The 19,075-nt window shown below is 62.8% G+C and carries 19 protein-coding genes; 10 read left to right on the top strand and 9 right to left on the bottom strand.

The genetic code is table 11. The features are described from left to right. Window positions 1–3 precede the first annotated feature (3 nt). Window positions 4–1,560 (bottom strand): MFS transporter, encoded by a 1,557-nt coding sequence (locus ACTJK4_RS07290; RefSeq protein WP_440817153.1) that lies wholly within the window; start codon window positions 1,558–1,560, stop codon window positions 4–6. A 73-nt stretch (window positions 1,561–1,633) separates the two neighbouring features. Between ACTJK4_RS07290 and ACTJK4_RS07295 the strand changes: the two genes are divergently transcribed. From ACTJK4_RS07295 to ACTJK4_RS07305, 3 genes are all read left to right on the top strand, one after another. Further along, window positions 1,634–2,542 carry a LysR family transcriptional regulator gene (locus ACTJK4_RS07295; RefSeq protein WP_232043044.1) on the top strand — a complete coding sequence of 303 codons (909 nt, stop codon included), beginning with the start codon at window positions 1,634–1,636 and terminating at the stop codon, window positions 2,540–2,542. Window positions 2,543–2,606: 64 nt separating this feature from the next. Beyond that, entirely contained in the window at window positions 2,607–3,572 is a 966-nt protein-coding gene (locus tag ACTJK4_RS07300; protein ID WP_440817156.1) for a LysR family transcriptional regulator, read from the top strand. A gap of 35 nt (window positions 3,573–3,607) precedes the next feature. Beyond that, a complete protein-coding gene (locus ACTJK4_RS07305) occupies window positions 3,608–4,075 on the top strand; it encodes an MliC family protein (RefSeq protein ID WP_045202750.1) in 468 nt (155 codons plus the stop codon). On the opposite strand, the gene ACTJK4_RS07310 is transcribed toward ACTJK4_RS07305, so the two are convergent. The 5 genes from ACTJK4_RS07310 to ACTJK4_RS07330 form a co-directional block, all read right to left on the bottom strand. Beyond that, on the bottom strand, window positions 4,072–5,037 hold the full coding sequence (locus ACTJK4_RS07310) for an MBL fold metallo-hydrolase (RefSeq protein WP_440817158.1): 966 nt from the start codon (window positions 5,035–5,037) through the stop codon (window positions 4,072–4,074). The two genes, ACTJK4_RS07305 and ACTJK4_RS07310, sit on opposite strands and share 4 nt — an antisense overlap. Before the next feature lie 38 nt (window positions 5,038–5,075). Beyond that, entirely contained in the window at window positions 5,076–5,528 is a 453-nt protein-coding gene (locus ACTJK4_RS07315) for a DUF192 domain-containing protein (RefSeq protein WP_322017477.1), read from the bottom strand. Window positions 5,529–5,618: 90 nt separating this feature from the next. Beyond that, window positions 5,619–6,959, bottom strand: a complete 1,341-nt coding sequence (locus ACTJK4_RS07320) for a cytochrome-c peroxidase (protein WP_440817161.1) — start codon at window positions 6,957–6,959, stop codon at window positions 5,619–5,621. After that, on the bottom strand, window positions 6,956–8,470 hold the full coding sequence (locus ACTJK4_RS07325; protein WP_343621371.1) for a metallophosphoesterase: 1,515 nt from the start codon (window positions 8,468–8,470) through the stop codon (window positions 6,956–6,958). The genes ACTJK4_RS07320 and ACTJK4_RS07325 overlap by 4 nt, the downstream gene beginning before the upstream one ends. Before the next feature lie 187 nt (window positions 8,471–8,657). Beyond that, entirely contained in the window at window positions 8,658–8,870 is a 213-nt protein-coding gene (locus ACTJK4_RS07330) for a hypothetical protein (protein ID WP_004631913.1), read from the bottom strand. 370 nt (window positions 8,871–9,240) lie between these two features. Between ACTJK4_RS07330 and ACTJK4_RS07335 the strand changes: the two genes are divergently transcribed. Both ACTJK4_RS07335 and icd read left to right on the top strand, forming a co-directional pair. Further along, window positions 9,241–9,618 (top strand): sorbitol dehydrogenase family protein, encoded by a 378-nt coding sequence (locus tag ACTJK4_RS07335; protein WP_232043043.1) that lies wholly within the window; start codon window positions 9,241–9,243, stop codon window positions 9,616–9,618. A gap of 261 nt (window positions 9,619–9,879) precedes the next feature. Then, the gene (gene icd / locus ACTJK4_RS07340; protein WP_260802034.1) at window positions 9,880–11,130 is read left to right on the top strand and encodes an NADP-dependent isocitrate dehydrogenase; all 1,251 of its coding nucleotides are present in this window, start codon (window positions 9,880–9,882) and stop codon (window positions 11,128–11,130) included. Window positions 11,131–11,633: 503 nt separating this feature from the next. Here icd and ACTJK4_RS07345 read toward each other — a convergent pair. Next, window positions 11,634–12,725, bottom strand: coding sequence for a DUF6402 family protein (locus tag ACTJK4_RS07345; RefSeq protein WP_440817164.1), 1,092 nt, complete (start codon window positions 12,723–12,725; stop codon window positions 11,634–11,636). A gap of 1,763 nt (window positions 12,726–14,488) precedes the next feature. Between ACTJK4_RS07345 and cydP the strand changes: the two genes are divergently transcribed. The 5 genes from cydP to ACTJK4_RS07370 are packed head-to-tail and all read left to right on the top strand — an operon-like array spanning window position 14,489 to window position 17,843. Then, entirely contained in the window at window positions 14,489–14,701 is a 213-nt protein-coding gene (gene cydP, locus ACTJK4_RS07350) for a cytochrome oxidase putative small subunit CydP (RefSeq protein ID WP_316878730.1), read from the top strand. Further along, entirely contained in the window at window positions 14,698–16,254 is a 1,557-nt protein-coding gene (locus ACTJK4_RS07355) for a cytochrome ubiquinol oxidase subunit I (RefSeq protein WP_232040818.1), read from the top strand. The genes cydP and ACTJK4_RS07355 overlap by 4 nt, the downstream gene beginning before the upstream one ends. A gap of 10 nt (window positions 16,255–16,264) precedes the next feature. Further along, window positions 16,265–17,407 carry a cytochrome d ubiquinol oxidase subunit II gene (gene cydB, locus ACTJK4_RS07360; protein ID WP_440817168.1) on the top strand — a complete coding sequence of 381 codons (1,143 nt, stop codon included), beginning with the start codon at window positions 16,265–16,267 and terminating at the stop codon, window positions 17,405–17,407. Window positions 17,408–17,430: 23 nt separating this feature from the next. Continuing rightward, a complete protein-coding gene (cydX, locus tag ACTJK4_RS07365; protein ID WP_440817171.1) occupies window positions 17,431–17,559 on the top strand; it encodes a cytochrome bd-I oxidase subunit CydX in 129 nt (42 codons plus the stop codon). An 11-nt stretch (window positions 17,560–17,570) separates the two neighbouring features. Further along, window positions 17,571–17,843, top strand: coding sequence for a cyd operon YbgE family protein (locus ACTJK4_RS07370; protein WP_440817173.1), 273 nt, complete (start codon window positions 17,571–17,573; stop codon window positions 17,841–17,843). A 17-nt stretch (window positions 17,844–17,860) separates the two neighbouring features. On the opposite strand, the gene ACTJK4_RS07375 is transcribed toward ACTJK4_RS07370, so the two are convergent. Together ACTJK4_RS07375 and ACTJK4_RS07380 are read right to left on the bottom strand one after the other, a co-directional pair. After that, the gene (locus tag ACTJK4_RS07375) at window positions 17,861–18,481 is read right to left on the bottom strand and encodes a DUF4126 domain-containing protein (protein ID WP_316870047.1); all 621 of its coding nucleotides are present in this window, start codon (window positions 18,479–18,481) and stop codon (window positions 17,861–17,863) included. 79 nt (window positions 18,482–18,560) lie between these two features. Then, window positions 18,561–19,016, bottom strand: coding sequence for a DUF2501 domain-containing protein (locus ACTJK4_RS07380; protein ID WP_440817176.1), 456 nt, complete (start codon window positions 19,014–19,016; stop codon window positions 18,561–18,563). Between the last annotated feature and the right edge of the window lie 59 nt (window positions 19,017–19,075).

A 19,075-nucleotide genomic window follows, 5' to 3' on the forward strand; every position in this document is an offset into this window, starting at 1 on the left:
CGCTCAACGCAACGACCGCTGCACCAGCACTAGTACGGCAAACACACCGCATGCCACGGCAAACCAACTGAAGAGCTGCGTGCCTGCCAGCAGCGTGGCTTGCCGATCAATTTCGGCGGACAGGCTCGCCAGGCGCTCCGGCGTGAGCGGGTTGGCGGCCTGCAGGTCTGCCGTGAAGCGCGTGACATGCGCGACGATCAGCGAGCGCGATTCGGCCTGCTGCGTCTGCAGCGACACAGCCGCCAAGCCTGTGCCAACCGCCGTCGCAAACTGGCGCGCGATGTTCTTCATCTGGTAGCCGTGGGCGAAGTCTTCTCGGTCCAGATCGAGGTAGGTCATCATCGCGACCTGAATCATCACTGCGCCCGGCGTGATGCCTTCCAGAATCGACACGGGGAAGAACGCATAGTCGGGCGCGCCCGGCATCAGGCTTGTCGCCAGCAGCAGCGCCGCTGCCGCATACACGGCAAAGCCGATGGCGATGAAGCGGCGCTTGCGGAAGAAGAACGGCAACCAAATCGTCATAACGACGGCCACCACCGTCGACACTGCCCCGCTGATCATCAAGAACAGCGTGGTGGTGCGGAACGTGAAGCCCAGGCCGCCTTGCGACACCGCCGGAAACAGGTACGACCAGTACCCGCTCATCAGGTAATAGACGCCGTAGAAGCCGATGCCCCACAGGTAACGGCGACCATTCAGGCGCGAGAGATCGAGCCACGGATCGGGGTGCGTGCGCAGGCGATGGATGGCCAGCAGCAGCGAAGCCGTACCGCCCAGCAACAACAGCGGAATCAACGGCGAGGCCGTCAGGCGGCTGTAGCGCAGCTCCGACAGGCCCATCAGGAACGACAGCGCGCCGATGGCCATGGCGCCCACGCCAACCCAATCCCACTGGCTGTCTTCGGGCGGCGCTTCATCGGGGCGGCGTGCGGCGCGTGTGCGCGGTTGATGGTGCTCGGGCGGCAGGAAGAACATCGCCATCCAGGCCACACCGGCAAGCGCCAGTTCGATCCAAAAAATCACGCGCCATTCGCTGTACTCCAGCACCTCGGCGCAGATCCACGGCGCAAGCGTGGTCAGTCCGAACAGGCCGACGCTGAACATCAGCATCGGTGGAATGCGCTCGTCGGGCTCGGCTGTGAGTTGCACCAGGATGCGCGACGCCGAAAACAAGCCGCCCGCGCCCAGGCCCTGGATGGTCCGCCCGATGACGAGTTCGCCGATATTGTTGGATTGCGCACACACCATGCAGCCGATGGCGAACAGCACGATGCCCACCAGCGAGTACGTCCGGTAGCCAACGTGCGCCGCAATGCGGCCAATGGCGAGGTTGGCGACCACGGCCGCCACGGCATACGCTGTGACGGCGTACAGATACGCCTCGGGACTCGCATGCACACCGCCCTGGATGTGCTGGCCCGCCACGGCGAACATCTGCGACGAGACAAAATCGAGGCCTGTGGAGAGGCCCAGCGCCAGCCCAAAAGCGTGGACGCGTGCAGAAGAGAAGTGGGGGAACGCCCGCAGTGACGCGGGTTTGAGGATTTGCAGCGACATGTGCCCGAGCATAAACTTGCCCGCCAGCCGGATAAACGGCCAACTCTAGGAACACTGTCCAGTCATGCGAACAATGGAGTGGAACGACTGGGAAACCTTCTGCCGCGTGGTGGAGGCCGGCAGCTTCACCGCCGCCGCCGAGGCGCTGGGCATTCCCAAATCGACCGCCAGCGCCGCCGTATCAAGGCTGGAAGCAGCGCTGGGCGTGCGGCTCATGACGCGCACGACGCGCCAGTTGCGGCTGACCGAAGCGGGCTCGCAGTTCTACGACGACATCGCGCCGTTGTTCGAACGCCTGCGCGAAGTGCACGCCGACACCACAGCAGCCAGCGAAACCGTGGCCGGCACGCTGCGCATCGCCGCGCCGTACGAAGTCGGTGCGCAGCACCTGACTGAACCGGTGTGCCGTACGCTCGAGAAGTATCCGCATCTGCAAATCCAGGTGCACATCTCGTGGGAGCAGCCCGACCTGCTGGCTAGCGGCTACGACATCGTCTTCGTGATGGTCGACCAGATGCTGCCGGATTCGTCGCTCGTGGCGCGTCGTGTGGTGCTGATCCCGCGCGGTTTGTATGCGTCGCCGGCCATGTTGGCGGAACGCCCGCCGCTCAAGACACCCGCCGATCTGGCCGGCTGGCCCTGCCTGTCCGGCCCCGACGACGCAAGCTGGGCCTTCCGCCCCGTCGGCCAGCCCGCAATGGAGCCAATCGAAGTCCCGATCCAGCCGCGCCTGCAGACCTTGAATGCCGAAATGCGCGCCCGGGCCGCCGTGCGTGGCCTGGGTGTGGCGCGCATGGCGCGCTCCGTGGGTGATACGGAAGTCGCGGCCGGTCGGCTCGTGCGCGTGCTGCCCGATTTCGAACTGACCGCGCTGCGCGTCTATGCGCTGATGCCTGCGCGCAAGCTGGTGCCGCGCAAGGTGCGCGTGTTTCTGGATGCGCTGGAAGCAGAGGGCGTTTCCGCCACACCGGCCCCTGCCTAGCCGAAGACCGGCGCTGGATGTCACAATCGGCGCTTCCCAATTCGGATTGTGAGGACCGGCGGCCATGCGTCTGCGCCAGATTGAAGTCTTCCGCGCCGTGATGCTGGTCGGGACCGTCAGCGAGGCGGCGCGCATGCTCAACGTGTCGCAACCCGTGGTGACACGCGTGTTGCAGCACACCGAACTGCAACTCGGCTTCCGCCTGTTCGACCGCACCAAAGGGCGCCTGCAGCCCACCGCCGAGGCGTTCGAATTGTTCAGCGAAGTCGAGCGGCTGTACCAGGAGGTCGAGCGCGTGCGGCGCGTGTCGGCCAATCTGCGCCACAAGGGGGCGGGGCGCTTGCGCGTGGCGGCAACGCCCAGCTTGGCCCCGAGCATCCTGGCGCCTGCCGTGCGGCGTTTCTCTCAGCGCCATCCCGATACGCTGGTGCGCGTGTTTACGCATCACACGGCCGAGATCGTGCAGGGCTTGCTCGCGCAGGACATCGACGTCGGCTTCGCCTTTGCGCCGCCCGTGCATCCGGCCATCAGCACCACGCCGGTCGCGCAGGGCCGCATCCTGCTGGCCGCGCCGCGCGCCTGGGTGGGGGACACGACGGATGGCCGCGCGCTGCACAAGCTCGTTGCCGAGAAGCCGTTCATCGGACTGGAAGACCAGATCTCGCTCGGCTCGCTGGTCGGGCAGACGCTGGCGCGCGGCGGTCTGGCGCCGCAGTCGACGCTGGAAGTGCAGACGTATTCGCTGGCGCGATCGCTGGTAGAGGAGTCGCTCGGCGTGACGATGCTTGATCAGTTCACTGCCGCCACCGGCAGCATGGAGCGCATCGCGCTGTTCGCGCTGGAGCCGGCGCAGACGTTTGACGTGCGCGCCATGCGTGCCGAGCATCACGCACCGTCATCGCTGGCGGATAGCCTGGTGCAGTGTTTTGCCGAGGCCGCGCGCGCGCTGTCCGATGAACTCCCGCAGCGCGTCGAACCGACCGCATTTGTGCTCAAGCCCACCGAACCTGACAGCGACGCGGCAGACTAACCGGCTTGCACTGACCATTTCCAGGAGACGGATCCATGCGTCGTTTTGCAACTGCAGTGATGTTTGGGCTGGCGCTGGGCGCCGGCGTCTTCAGCGGCGTCGCCACCGCGCAGCAGTCGCCGGTGCCCGGCATGTCGTCCGACGATCTGAACACGGCGCTCGACTTTGCCAAGGCCGGCCTCAACAAGGCGATCGATCAGGCGCGTGCGTATTCCGCGCTGCCGATCAAGGACCCGCACGACGTGCGCTACACGTGCGAGGGCGGCAAGACGCTCCTCGTGAAATACATGACCGTGGGCGATACCCCGCTGGCGGCCATGACACTTAACGGCAAGACACTGGTGTTTGCCAACGTGATGGCCGCTTCGGGGGCGCGCTATGCGTCGGGCCAGTATGTGTGGTGGACGAAGGGCCCCACCGGCTTCCTCGCCGACGAGACCCTGCCCGGCAGCCGCAATCAGCTCTACCGCGATTGCAGCGAAGCGACCAGCGGCCGGCCTTAAATTTCCTGCAGATCGTGCCCGACGATGATCTCGCCCTTGAAGTGGGGGCGCACGGCATCGAGCCAGACTGAATCTTCCAGGAACGGATAGCCCCCGGGCACGAAGTGCGACAGCACCAGCGTCTTCACCTTGGCCTCGGTGGCAATGCGGCCGACCTCTTCGGTGGAGGTGTGGCTCGCCAGCAGATGCTCGCGCAGCGTCTTGGCGTTGGGCTCGGTAGACAGCAGCTTATCCAGCGACGGCAGATGCATCACCTCATGGACGAGCACGTCGGCGCCGTACGCCAGGCGCACGAGGTTTTCGCTCGGCGCCGTATCGCCGGAGATGACGATGGAGCGGTCTGCCGAATCGAAGCGAAACGCAAATGCCGGCGACACCGGCGGGTGCTTGACCAGCGCGCTCGTCACCTTCACGTTGGCATCCTGCATGACCAGTCCGCCTTCGGTCAGCTCGTGCGGATGAAGCATCGGCGCCAGCGGCGGGCGACCTTCGTCGGCAATGCGGGTGCGGATGTCGTAGTCGTACAGCTCAAGGAACTTGGTCGTCATCGCGGCCAGCGGGGGCGGGCCCCACGCATCGACGGGGCCGGTCAGGTCGGTGGCCCACGCCAGCAGCATCAGCGTGCCGTAGTCTGCGTTGTGGTCGGAGTGCTGATGCGTGAGGAAGACGTGGCGGATGTCCTTGAGCTTGAGGCCCGCCGTCACGTATTGGCGTGCGACACCGTTCCCGCAATCGACCACGTACGATACGCCGTTGATGACGATCACCTGCGCCGGGGCCGAGCGATTCTTCTTGGGCGTCGGCCCGCCCGCCGTGCCCAGCAGGATCAACCGCGTGCCCTTCTTGGGCGCATCGGCAGCCAAAGCGCTCAACGGCAAACTTGCGGACGCCGCGCCCGCACCCACGGCCAGCGCGCCGGCCTGCCGCATCCAGCGGCGACGGTTGTTGTCGAAAGCGTGCATGCGGCGGTCTCCTCTCTGCTGTTGTCTGCGTGCCTGTTTTAGCGGGGCAGCCCGCCCACCTTCATGCCGGGCTTGACGCCCTTGCGTGCAAACCAGCCTTTGTTCATTTCCAGCGCGTAGCTGCCTGCCCGGGTGGGGCAGTGGTTGTCTTCGGTCTGCGGCTTCATCTCGGCAATGTCGGAGATGGTGCCGTCGTCGGTGATGAAGGCGATGGACAGCGGCAGGTCGGTGTTCTTCATCCAGAAGCAGTGGCCCGCGGATTCATCAAACACGAACAGCATGCCGGCGGTGTCGGGCATGGTCTTGCGGAACATCAGGCCGGTCTCGCGCGTTTGCGGGGTGGCCGCTACTTCGGCTTTGACCTTGTACATGCCGATGGTCAGGTCGACCACGGGCAGGCCGGTATTGGGGGCGGTGGGCGTCTGGGCGAGCGCACCGGTGGCGGCAACGGCCAGCGACAGAGCGGCAAAGAAGCGGGACAGGGTGGTCATGGCGCGAACGGGTCGGAAAAGAAACGCTCCATGATCGGCACTCGGCCAGCCGCCGTCAATCAGACAGCCGCTGGCCGGGCGACGAAGTTGTTACCGCGTATTCGGGCCGGGGGCGGCTTGGTGCTCGACGGCAACCGTTTTGGCTCCTGTCTTGGGCGTATGCACAGAGCGCGCCTTGTCGGCCGCAGGATCGGGCATCAGCGCCACATAACGCGCATCGGTGAGCGTGCGCAGGAACGACGCGATGTCGTCGATCTCATCTTCCGTCAGCGCAGGCGTGGTGCCAGCGCGGCGGTTCATCGGCACGGCATTCACGTTGATGTTGCCCTGGTATCTGGCGGGCACGTCGTTGAAACGCTTGCCGCCGGGGTACCACTGTGCGGGGTCGGTCGAGCGCGTGGCATAAAACGCCACGGTGTCGCGCAGCGTACGGAAAACACCGTTGTGCATGAACGTCTGGCGCACCGCCACGTTGCGCAGGCCCGCCGTGCGGAAGTAGCCGCACCATTGGTCGGGCTCCGGCCACTTCAGCGTGCGGGCGGTCTGGCAGAGCCCCACGTCAAAGTGGCGCGGGTCCTTGTTGGCCGGCAGCAGCGGGTTGCGCGGCACGGCGATGGCGTCGTAGCCGAAATCCGTAAACAGCGATCGCTCCGGCCGCGACGACGATTCCACCATCAGATGGCACGACGCGCAGTTGCCTTTGTCCGGATTGCGGAACAGGGCGAGGCCGCGCATCTCGGCGGCGGAAAGCGGCGTGCGCTTGCGCAGGAAATCGTCGAAGCGGGAGGTGAACGGCGCCAATTCGTCGCTCTGGAAATACGCCTCCAGCGCCTTGCCCAACGCGCCGACGAGGCGTTCGGGCTCATGCACCGCATCGGCGCCGAACTGCTTCGCCAACGCCTGACTCAGATCGGTGCCGACCACCTTGCGCTGCAGGTCGCGCGCTGAACGGTTGCCCATTTCATCCGGATTGAACAACGGGCCGCGGATCTGCTCGGGGATGGAATCTGCCCGGCCATCGGCGAAGAAGCCGCCGAACGGCGACGGAAAGCTCGCGTCGTCGTCCTGGAAGAAGTAGCGATGCGGGATGTAGCGCAGATACAGCAGCGACGGCGCGTTGCGTGCCGCCACGTGCCCGGGGCGGCTGCCGGCCGGCACACCGATGCGCAGCGCCTCGCCCTTCAGCGTGGGCGCGAAGGCGCGGCCCGGGTCATGGCATGCCGCGCACGACGTGCCTTGCGGCTCAGACAGGCGCGGGTCGAAAAACACCCGCTTACCGAGCGCGACGAGGTTCGGGTCCGGCTTGAACGCGGTCGACTCCGCAGGCGGGGGCACGGCGTCCAGCCTGGGCGTCATGCCGATCGATTCAGCCGCCGCCGCACCCGAGAAGAGTGCGGCGGCAACCCACAGCGCGGTGCTCAGGCGCTTCAAGGTGCGACGAAACCCGTCTTGTCGCACACCAGGCTCGTGCCGTTCTGCGTGCAGGTCGTCAGCAGCTTGCCGGCTACGGTGTAGGCCTTGAACAGCCAGCCCTTGGCGGGTGCGGGCTGGCGGTCCATCACCATGAAGCCGAACGAGTTGTTGTGCGAGATGCTGCCAACCGTCACGCCCGAAGCCGGGCTGACAGCCGGGAACGGATCGGGCAGGGCCACGTCCAGCGAATCGCCGGCGTTGCCTGCAACGATGGTCGCCGGGTGGTTGCTGGTGAAGTTGATGGCCTGGAAGTCATGCACGTGACCGTGGAGCGCGACCTGCACGCCCGGCGGGTAATACGCCGTGGCGTTCAGGCTGTTCATGACCGACAGCAGCGCGGCATTGCCGCCCAGCGGCGTGCTGCCCGCGATGGGCACGAAGCCCAGGATTGGGTGGTGATTGGTAAAGATCGACATCACGCCCGGCTTGGCGGCCAGCGTGCCCACCGTGCTGAACTGTTTCTGGTAGGTCTGGAACCACGGGTCGGTCGTCGCCAATGCCGTCGTGCCAGCCTTGGCCGAATCGAACACGATGACCTGCGTATCGCTGCCGAGGGCGACGGCGTACGGGTCCGACGCGTTGGCAGCCGTGTCGTTGGCCGGGTTGTCGCACGAGCGGTCGGCCGAATACGGGCGCGGATCCAGGAAGCGGTACCAGCCCTGGCCGGCGCGAGCGCATTCCTCGTGATTGCCGCGCACCAGCACCCACGGGGCCGCGGCCATCAGCGGGGCGGCGGGCTGGAACAGGTCGGCCTGCCACGTATCCCAGCCGTAGCCCCAGGGGCTGCCCTGGCAGCCGGCCACGTCGGGCGGGCAGGCGTTTTCGCGGTAGTGATAGTCGCCAACATGCAGCACGAGGTCGGGGTTCATCTTGGCGGCCGTGGCGGCAGCGCTGGCAAACGGCCACGACAGCGGGTCGTTACACGACTGGAACGTGTTGCTCGACTTCTTCATGCGGCAGCCGGTGTCCGCAAGGATCACCACGCGCTGCGGGTTGGCCTTGGGCAGCGGCAGCACACGCGAGCCGATCGACGCGGCCTTGGCCGTAGATGCCACGGTGGCTTCGCAGGCATTCACAGGGAAGGACGAGGCTTTCGAATCGCTGGCGGCGCTGGCCGTGGTGCGCTGTGCGGGGGTGCCGGCGGCCACACGCAGCGTCATGCGCGTGGAGGTGCCGTCCACCGTCAGCAGCGGGCAAACCGAGCTGTCGACGGGCGAGGCGCTGTTCGTATAGCTGGTGACGGCGCGCACGACAGCCTGGTTGCTGTCGCCGATCTCCACCCACGCGGCCTGTATGTTGGCGTCAGCCGTGGCCGCATCCGAGGGCGTGGCCGTCGACACCGGCGTCGAATCGGACGACGAGCCGCCGCAGCCCGCAATCACGGCGGCAGCGGCCAGCGCGGCAAGAGAGAGCATCGTGAACACGGTGCGTTTTCGTCGCACCGGAGCGAACATCGATCGGAATTCCATTGCGCCATCCCTGTTTCTTGTTGTGAGGAACGGGCAAGGTACTCAAGCTTGATGGCGCTATTTTGACAGCCCTGCATGCGTGCCCGGGATTTCCGTTGGGCAGGCGAGGGCGAAAAAAAAAGCAGATGCATAAGCACCTGCTTTTTCTGTATCGGCCGAGCCGCGTGGGCCCGGCAGAAACACAAGCTTATTGCTTGGCGGCGTCAGCAGCCGGAGCCGAAGCGTCAGCAGCCTTCTTGGCAGCCTTCTTGTGGTGGTGCTTCTTGGCCTTCTTGGCCTTCGGAGCAGCCTTTTCGGCAGCAGCCGGAGCAGCAGCTGCGTCAGCAGCCGGAGCGGAGGCTTGAGCGAACACACCGGTGGCGAACAGGCCGGCGATCAGGGCAGCGATCAGCTTCTTCATGGTGAATCCTTTTATAGATCAGTGAGTTAACCAACGACCCGCTAAATGAGTCATCTGCAATAACGCAGGCCGTTACAGGCGCGTTGACACGTTCCGTCGAATTTTTTCTGGGCTCCGGCGAAAGCCTCCGCGCCGCCTGATCCGCCATGTGGCGCATGTTGCGCTGCGCAAGAAAGATGCCTGCGGGCCTGCATTTCGGACCGATCTGATTGGATGGCGGCGCCTGCCCCCAGAGAATGCGAGCCGATTGTGCTCAAGGCTTGCCGTGTCTCTCCCGCCGTCATCCTTCCGCCCCACCAAGCCCGCCTCTCCCATTCCGCCGGCCCCACTCCGGCGCCGCGATTTCGTCCTGGGTTGCGGCGCGTTGATTGTGCTGGGGGCCTTGCCCGGTTTCTGGCCCCGTTCGCACGGCGCTTCCGCACTTGATGATTTCATGCTCGTGTCACAGACGATTTCCGGCGCACCGCTGGATCGCCGCGTGGGGCTGTCTTGTTTCAGCCATCTGCACCGGGCTGACGATCGCTTTATCGAACACATCCAGGCGCTTGCGTGGTTGGTCCGCCGGCATCCGGGCGTGGACGCTGCCGGCCTGGTCCGCTTGCTTGATGCTGACAGCGCCCGCGAACTGCGTGCCGCGTTGGTCCGGCTGGTGGATGCCTGGAGCGCCCGGCGGGATGCGGTTCCTGCCTTGAGCGATGTCCGCGGCCCGGTCGCCCGCGCCTTCGACGCCGACCTGATCGGCCGTTGACAACGCCCGGGAGCAGGGGCCGAAATATGGCGGATGGTGAAATTTTCCGGCATAATGCGGAATTCACTCTTGTGTCTTATATAAGAGTTGCGGCTTGCGCCAGATGCGAGATTTTGTGCGGTGCATCGTGAGAGCGTCATCGTAGGCCGTTAGAATCGCCAGTTCATTGCAGCGCGCCACGCCGGCCAACCCGTGAGCGGCGCGCTGTGCTGTCAACCCCCACCGTCCACCCGCTACCTGCGGTCTGCACTGGAGTCGTCCATGTATCAACACATCAAGGTCCCGGCCGGCGAGAAGATCACTGTCAACCAAGACTTCTCCCTGAACGTTCCGAACAACCCGATCATTCCTTACATCGAAGGTGACGGCACCGGCTTCGACATCACCCCGGTGATGATCAAGGTGGTGGACGCAGCGGTTGAGAAGGCTTACAAGGGTGAGCGCAAGATTTCGTGGATGGAAATCTACGCCGGCGAGAAGTCGACCAAGGTGTACGGCCCGGACGTGTGGCTGCCGGAAGAAACCCTGCAAGTCCTGAAGGACTACGTGGTGTCCATCAAGGGCCCGCTGACGACGCCGGTGGGCGGCGGCATCCGTTCGCTGAACGTGGCGCTGCGCCAAGAGCTGGACCTGTACGTCTGCCTGCGCCCGGTGCGCTACTTCAAGGGCGTGCCCTCGCCGGTCAAAGAGCCGGAGAAGACCGACATGGTCATCTTCCGCGAGAACTCGGAAGACATCTACGCCGGTATCGAATTCGAAGCCCAAAGCGACAAGGCCAAGAAGCTGATCAAGATTCTGCAGGACGAATTTGGCGTCAAGAAGATCCGCTTCCCGGAAACCTCGGGTATCGGTGTGAAGCCGGTCTCGAAGGAAGGCACGGAGCGCCTGGTGCGCAAGGCCATCCAGTACGCGATCGACAACGACAAGCCGTCGGTCACGATCGTGCACAAGGGCAACATCATGAAGTTCACGGAAGGTGGTTTCCGTGACTGGGCCTACGCGCTGGCACAGAAGGAATTCGGCGCCGAGCTGATCGACGGCGGCCCGTGGTGCAAGTTCAAGAACCCGAAGACGGGCAAGGAAATCATCGTCAAGGACGCAATTGCCGATGCCTTCCTGCAGCAGATCCTGCTGCGTCCGGCCGAGTACTCGGTGGTGGCCACGCTGAACCTGAACGGCGACTACATCTCGGACGCCCTGGCTGCGCAAGTTGGCGGCATCGGTATCGCCCCGGGTGCCAACCTGTCGGATTCGGTGGCGATGTTCGAAGCCACCCACGGCACGGCTCCGAAGTACGCAGGCAAGGACTACGTGAACCCCGGTTCGGAAATCCTGTCGGCCGAAATGATGCTGCGTCACATGGGCTGGACGGAAGCCGCTGACCTGATCATCTCGTCGATCGAGAAGTCGATCCTGTCGAAGAAGGTCACCTATGACTTCGCCCGCCTGCTGGAAGGCGCGACCCAAGTGTCGTGCTCGGGCTTCGGTCAAGTGATGATCGACAATATGTAAGCTCGTTTCGCCTGGATTCACGGCGAACCAGAAACCCCGGTAGATCAACGATCTCCGGGGTTTTTTGTTTTCAGGTCGTGCCGGGCAGCATCATGGCAAGAGTGGCCGCCTACCGCCACTACCGATCATCATGATTTACGGCAATTTCGCCGTAAAGCGATCCCAAAAAGTGGGGGGCAATTCGACAAATTCCTCGTCCCCTCCATACCAAACTTTGCGGTCACCCCATATTATTCCCGGATCGTTGTCATAAAAGGATCGCTCTGCTACTAGACTCCCAGTATTCTTATCGTAAAGCCTAAATAGATATTTCGGTCTCATGCCGATGGCGCAAATCTGCCCCTCGTAAAGCGGGGCACCCCCCATTTGCCGAGATTTATTTGATACGCCTTCGGTCTCCCGCCTTCGGCACTCGCTTGGATTTATCCGTTGCATAGCCGCAAAAGCATATGCGAGACCAACAGCGGCAAGCACAAATGCTATCAAATAAGGACAGCGGGGCCTCATGCGTCAAACTCAAAGACAGCAGTTTTAGATAGTGGAACATTCACCCTGTCAGAATAAATAATAAAATCTCCGCCCTGCTGGTGTTTAATCTGCCATTTTCGATAGTCTCTATTTCTAACTGGATAGTAGACTTTCCTTTCCGTGATCAAGTTGTTTACGGCGACGGGATACATGTATCCGTCCGACTTCGCCAATTCACCAGCGACAGTTGCCTCCGGAATGACGATGAAGCCGGTTTTGTTCCAATGGCGGAGATATTGGGTTCCCTTTTGATCGGAGCGGTCAAGGAATGTGAAGACATCGCGGGCATATATAGATAATCCATAAATTTCCAATCGTGCTCGCCCGTTGCGGTAGAACAACCATGAAAAGCTATCCACTGCAACGTAGAATGAAAAAGCCCCCAGCGCCCCATACAAATCATCCATCCATAGCGGATCGATTGATCCTTTAATCGCCATTTTAGATTTGCTAATAAAAGTGGTATCAACTGTGATATGTTGAAAATGAAATCTTCTGTGATATTCATCGATGTTCCCGCTGCATACTTTCCACGTACTCAAGCATTGGCTAGTAGGTGCCACCTTCCGAAACGTACTATTTAGCGCATTTATCGCCTTGCCGCTAAACATCCATTCAGGTCTTTGCAGCAGTTCAAATGCCTCTTTTGCGCGAGGAAACCGCAAAATCCAATCCAGAGTGCACGTCGTAGTGTCGATCATGCTCGACGGGAACGGTTGACCGTTTTGATTGATGCCATGTACCGCGCCCTCATCGGTATTCGCGAAATTGAGCGTCCCGGCAAACCACCGGCGTTGAATTTTAGCCGCGACCGGCCAGCCGATTGCGTCCATTGCACCGGGAATGTCAAGCAGGTCAAACGGCTTCACGTGAGACCGCCTGGGCGCTGGAACTGGTGCCGGGGCTGGTTTGGGTGCCGGTGGCGCATTTAGCCACGCCTTGTAACGAAAGAAGGCGTTTTCTAGGGCGATGAGCGTATCCATGGCGTCCCGTTTGGGCCTGGGCGGCGGTTTGGGGGCTGGCGGCGGCAGTTCCTGATAACTCAGTTTAGGCGGGGTCTTGTCCATGGACAATTCATCCACATCGACAGCTGTGCAAGTGTTCTCTGACAGTTGCCATAGTGGGCGAATGACCGATTTATCTAAGAAGCGAATTTTTCTCATAAAAAACTTACCTTCACGACCAATCTACTATGGTTCGTGAGTCTTTTAATGAAGGTGGGAGTTAATGCGTCACTCGGCAAAAATAGAAATCACCACGACGAGAGCGGTCCCATAAGGGTATGTGATCAGCCCGCGCAATCGAACACGGCCTGAATCAATCGATTACTGCACCTTGTTATGGCATTCCTGATATCCGAAAAATGCGGTGTATACGGATATCACGATTTGAGACGAAAATTGTCAATGTTTGTATCTGCCGCCAACGCGAGCCCGGGGAAAGAAAATTAAAACGTATTGCCGCCGCTTTCGCCTGCTTATTTGATTCACGTCAACGTAGAGGAACGCCAGTACAGTCTCACGCTCACGCGTTTCGCGGACGTTCTTGGCGCTCGGGAACAGTTCACTACGATTCCCCCATCGTGCGATTAATCTCCCCCTGCAATTGCAATCTCGACCAGCTGGCCCGGTTGGCGCATTAGCTAAAGGCGCCTTCGGGCGCCTTTTTTATTTCATGCTCGCACGCGCTAAACGCCCATGCAGGTATCCGGGTTAGGGCGCTTCGCAGCACGCGTTAGGGCACCCGCGACCAAACTCGATAGCGACCGCGGACGCCCTCCCGGCAAGCCCGGTTTTTTATGGGCGCTTCATGCGCTTAGGCCTGTGGACGAGTGGGGCAGCCGACGAAAAGTGAGGCCAAGTACGAGGCTAAATGGACCGCTCACAATGAGCGACCATTGCAAGGCTTTGCGGAAGAAGTACGCAGAATGATCGACTCGCGGCTCCGGCCGCGATGGATATGAAGCAACCCCGGCAGCTTCGGCTCGCCGGGGTTTTTTGTTTCAAGCGCAACCGACCATCTGCAGATGCTCGCAGTCCTGACCGGTTCGTACTCGAAAAGGGGGCGGGCGAGCCCCAACAAGCCCCAACGCCGATGCTGCAACAAGGGCGCCGCGGCCTACGCGCTGGGCCTCGCCCATGGATCAGCGGGGTTGCTCGGGATGCTCTGGCGAGTCCGTCGTGCTCGTTGCGGAATGCTTGGGGGCTGCAGCGCGTGCGGACACGGCACGCAAAAACTCACGCGCAGCGCCAACACCTTTCTGATATTCGGTGAGCGAGTCGCCAGGCGGGGAATCGACGGATTGGGAGGTCGAGCGGGTCACGGCATTCCTCTTCAAGTGATGAACGGAACCGCGCCCAACCCTGGGGAGGGGTGGGCGAGCACAGGCAAGGTGGAAAACCGATGCGTAACAGTCGGCGCGGCCGAAGCCGCTCATGCCTGGCTCGCCCCAGGAGGGGAGACGAAGCCAAGCCATAGCGATCGAGGGCAAGAACCTATGCTCGGTTCTCACCCGTTACGCACGAGGTTTCCACACCTCGATCGCTTTCCCTATGGCACCGAAAGCGATGGCGCAGAGTGTACTGATGGCCGCTTCGTCTGAGCAGGGGCGAAACTATAAATCAGAATTTGCTGACGACTGGCGCCAACCCCGTGGTGATGCGGCTCTGCGGTGGTTCACCGGAGCCCAGTCCACGAATCTTTACGGTTTTGGCTTGCGGGCGGCGCTTGATGACCATCAAGAAATAACAGCAACGGTTTGTCACTCCCTCTATCCATGACTAGACTGGATCACATGTGACTTTCTGTGCCACTGGCGGCATCACCGCCCATGGCACCGACGCGCGCCAAGTCTCGTCCGCCTGTGAACCCCAACGACCGCCGACTCGTCCGCCATTTGCTCATCGTCGTCGCCATCAAGCTGGTGGCGCTGAGCGCGCTGTGGTGGGTGTTTGTGCGAGACCACCGGGTGCCGGTCGATGCCGAGCGGGCCGCTGATCGCCTGATCGTCACACCGTCAGCAGCGCAGGGAGGGCAACCGTGATTTCCGAGCATCTCGTCGATCTGTCCCGGCTGCAGTTCGCGGCCACCGCGATGTACCACTTCCTGTTCGTGCCGCTCACGCTGGGCATGGTCTGGCTGCTGGTCATCATGGAAAGCGTCTATGTCATGACCAACAAGGTCATCTGGAAAGACATGACGCGTTTCTGGGGCAAGCTGTTCGGCATCAACTTTGCGCTGGGCGTGACGACGGGCATTACGCTCGAATTCCAGTTCGGCACCAACTGGGCGTACTACTCGCACTACGTGGGCGACGTCTTTGGTGCGCCGCTGGCCATTGAAGGGCTGATGGCGTTCTTTCTGGAATCCACCTTCATCGGGCTGTTCTTCTTCGGGTGGGATCGTCTTTCCAAGACGCAGCACTTGCTGGTGACGACGCTGATGGCGATCGGCACCAATCTTTCCGCGCTGTGGATTCTCATCGCCAACGGCTGGATGCAGAACCCCGTGGGCGCCGAATTCAACTGGCAGACCATGCGCATGGAGATGCACGACTTCTGGGCCGTGGTCTTCAACCCCATCGCGCAGGCCAAGTTCGTGCATACGGTGTCGGCGGGCTACGTGACGGGCGCGATGTTCGTGCTGTCGATTTCAAGCTGGTACCTGCTGCGCGGCCGCGATGTGGAATTCGCGCGGCGCAGCTTTCGCGTGGCGGCTGCGTTTGGCCTGGCCAGCGTCTGCTCGGTGATCGTGCTGGGCGATGAGTCCGGCTACACCGTCGGCGAGGCGCAGCAAACCAAGATGGCCGCCATCGAGGCCATGTGGGAGACCGAGCCGGCGCCGGCCAGCTTCACTGTGGTTGCGTCGATCAACCAGCGCGAGCAGAAGAACGACTGGGCGGTCGAGATTCCATGGGTGATGGGGCTGATCGGCACGCGCTCGGTGTCCAAGCAGATTCCGGGCATCCATGAGATCAAGGCGCGCAACCGCGGACGAATCATGAGCGGTATCGAGGCGGTGGCCGCACTGGAGACGGTGCGCCAGCACCCCGGCGACGCAGCGGCGCTCCAGACCCTGCAGATCCATCAGCAAGACCTGGGCTTTGGCCTGCTGCTCAAGAAATACGTGGCCGACGTGCGGCAGGCCACGCCCGAGATGATCGACAAGGCGGTCGACGATACCGTGCCGCGCGTGTGGCCGATGTTCTGGGGCTTCCGCGTGATGGTCGGGTTGGGCTTCCTGATGTTGGCGCTGTTTGGCCTGTCGTTCTGGAGCACGTTGCGGCCGCAGCGCAAGGCGCCGGCATGGCTGCTGCGCTGGGCGCTGTGGATGCTTCCGGCACCGTGGATCGCCATCGAGCTGGGCTGGGTGGTGGCGGAATACGGCCGCCAGCCGTGGACCATCTACGGCGTGCTGCCCACGCATCTGAGTGTGTCGACGTTGAGCGAGGCCAGTCTGTATGGGTCGCTAGCGGGCTTCATCGGTTTCTACACGCTGCTGCTGATCGTCGAGATGTATCTGATGATCCGGTTCGCGCGTCAGGGGCCGGGCAGCCTCGGCACTGGTCGCTACGATTTCGAAGCCGCCCACGCTTGAGGAGAACGCCATGTTCGACTACCCAACCCTCAAGGTCATCTGGTGGCTGCTCATTGGCGTATTGCTGATCGGCTTTGCCATCATGGACGGACACGACATGGGCGTCGGCACGCTGCTGCCCTTTGTCGGCAAGACCGACGACGAGCGCCGTGTGATGATCAACACCATCGGCCCGCACTGGGACGGCAATCAGGTCTGGTTCATCACGGGCGGCGGCGCCATCTTTGCCGCGTGGCCGCTGGTGTATGCCACCGCGTTCAGCGGGTTCTACTGGGCGATGCTGGCGGTGCTGTGGGCGCTGTTCTTCCGGCCGGTTGGGTTTGATTACCGGAGCAAGATCCACAACGCCACGTGGCGCAAGGTGTGGGACGTGGGTCTTTTCGTCGGGGGCGCGGTGCCGCCGCTCATCTTTGGCGTGGCGTTCGGCAACCTGCTGCAGGGCGTGCCGTTCCACTTCGACAATTTCATGGTGGTGACGTACACCGGCACGTTCTGGCAACTGCTCAATCCGTTTGCCATCCTGACGGGCGTGGTGTCGAGCGCGATGATCACCATGCATGGCGGCATCTACCTCGCCCACCGGACGGAAGGCGCCATCCAGCAGCGCGCCACCAACGCGGCCACCGGCGCAGGCATCATCGCCGTGGTGGCGTTTATTGCGGCCGGCGTGTGGTTGCACGCAGGCAGCATCGAAGGCTACGTCATCACCTCGGCCATCGACCCCGCCGGGCTTGCCAATCCGATGGCGAAGACCGTGGCACGCGCGGCCGATGCATGGTGGGGCAACTATCAGAAGCAGCCGTTGCTGTGGGCGTTGCCGGCTATTGGCGTGATCGGCCCGCTGCTGGCCGTGCTGCTGTCGCGGGCGGGGCGCACGCTTACCGCGTTCGTGCTGTCGTCGCTGGGGCTGGCGGGCATCATCACGACGGCCGGGGCAGCGATGTTTCCGTTCGTGCTGCCTTCGTCCAGCATGCCCGGCGCCAGCCTCACGGTCTGGGACAGCGTTTCCAGCCACTTCACGCTTGGCCTGATGTTCTGGGCGGCGATCATCTTTACGCCCATCATCATTGCCTACACGAGCTGGTGCTACCGCGTGATGCGCGGCAAGGTGACGGTCGAGCACATCCGCGCCAACGAGCACTCGGCCTACTAACGACGGCACAGGAGAGCAAATCCATGTGGTACTTCAGTTGGGTTCTGGGTGTCGGCTTTGCCGTGCTGCTGGCTGTGCTCAATGCAATGTGGGGTGAGGTGAGCGACGACCGCGCCGCCAATGCAAGCAGTGCAAACCCGAACCGCGAGTGAGCGCAGCAAACGTGAACGCCACCGACAAGCCGCGCATCCACGCCGCCAGCCTGGCAGCCGGTTTGCTCGTGATGGCGGTGGGGACGGTGTATCCGTACATCCTCGCCAATCGCGACGGGCATACTGACCACGGTCTCGCCGTATTGCTGTTCTGGGCGATGAGTGCGGGGCTCGTGCGCGGTGTGGGGTTTGTTCCGCGCAACAAGGTTTCGCGCGTGCTGCTTTCGGGATGGGCGTGCACGCTGGCGCTCACGCTGTTCGGGCTGCTGCGCGCCTTTGGGTAGCGCCTTTGGGTAGCGCCTTAGCGCGGCAGCCGGGTGGTACCAGCCGGTGGCGGCTCAGGTGATCGCCCGCGCAGCGCATCACGCAGGCGCCGCACGCCGCGCCACAGCTTGGGCAGTAACCACACCGACACCAACAGCAGCAGCGCCAGCACCACCAGAAACGCAATCGGCAGGAAGAACGCCATCAGCAAACCGCCGCTGGCGGCTACGTCTTCACTGAACGACGCCACCCAGTTCGAGAACGGCTCCGGCGACGTGTTGATCAGCGCGCGCGTGCCAGCTTTGGTGGCATGTGCCGTGCCGGCCAGCGTCCCGCCAATCAATCCGGCGGCCACCATCCATTGCGGATCGAGCTGCCCGAATGCGGCCGCAGCCAGAATCGCGCCCGCAGGTACGCGGATGAAGGTCTGAATGCCATCCCACACGGAATCGAAACCGGGAATCTTGTCGGCGAGAAATTCCGCCACGGCCAGCACGCCGGCCAAGCCAATCACCCACCACGATTCCAGCATCTGCAGCCCGGGCGGCAAATGCAGCCAACCCGTGCGGCCGAGCACGCCGGCAGCAAATACGGCCAGATAGAGGCGGAATCCGCTGGTCCAGGACAGCCCGGCGGCCAGCGCGGCAGTTTCCAGCATGTGGCTTCCTCGGGGCGTGGAAGACAGGCGAACGGTCAATCGATATTGCAGTGTAGTGCGCGCTCGCCTGCGCCGCGGCTCAAAGCAGCGATTTGCCCTGCGACAGGATCTTGTCGCACGCCTGCCGGGTGATTTGCGACTTGATGCTGCTCAGGTCGAACTTGTTGCCATCCGAATTCGTCAGGATGCCCTTTGTGCCGTCGGTGTAGCCCGGGCTGGACGCCGGCGCACCGCCCAGCTTGCCGAGCAGCTTGTCTTTGACCGAGGCCGCGTCGGTGGCGCCGCCAAGGTAGTTGTTCTTTATGCAGAATTCCAGCACGCCGGCCACATTGCCGGTGCTACCCGACGTCAATGACCCGAGCGACGGCACACCGCCCAGGCCGCCGATGCTGCCAAGGCCACTTGTGGGGCCCTGGCTGTTGTCCTGCGTGGCCCCTTTGATGAGGTCTCCGATCTGGGCGTGGGCGGCAGCAGGAAGTAGCGCGACAATCAACAGCGTTGCCGTGGCGGCGGTGCGGGTCAGATGGGGTTTCATGCGCAGGCTCCTTGAAACGGCACGGGGATCATCCATACCGTAGTGCACAAACCGCTGAA

The sequence above is a fragment of the Ralstonia sp. 22111 genome (genome assembly GCF_052045895.1).
GTDB lineage: Bacteria > Pseudomonadota > Gammaproteobacteria > Burkholderiales > Burkholderiaceae > Ralstonia > Ralstonia wenshanensis.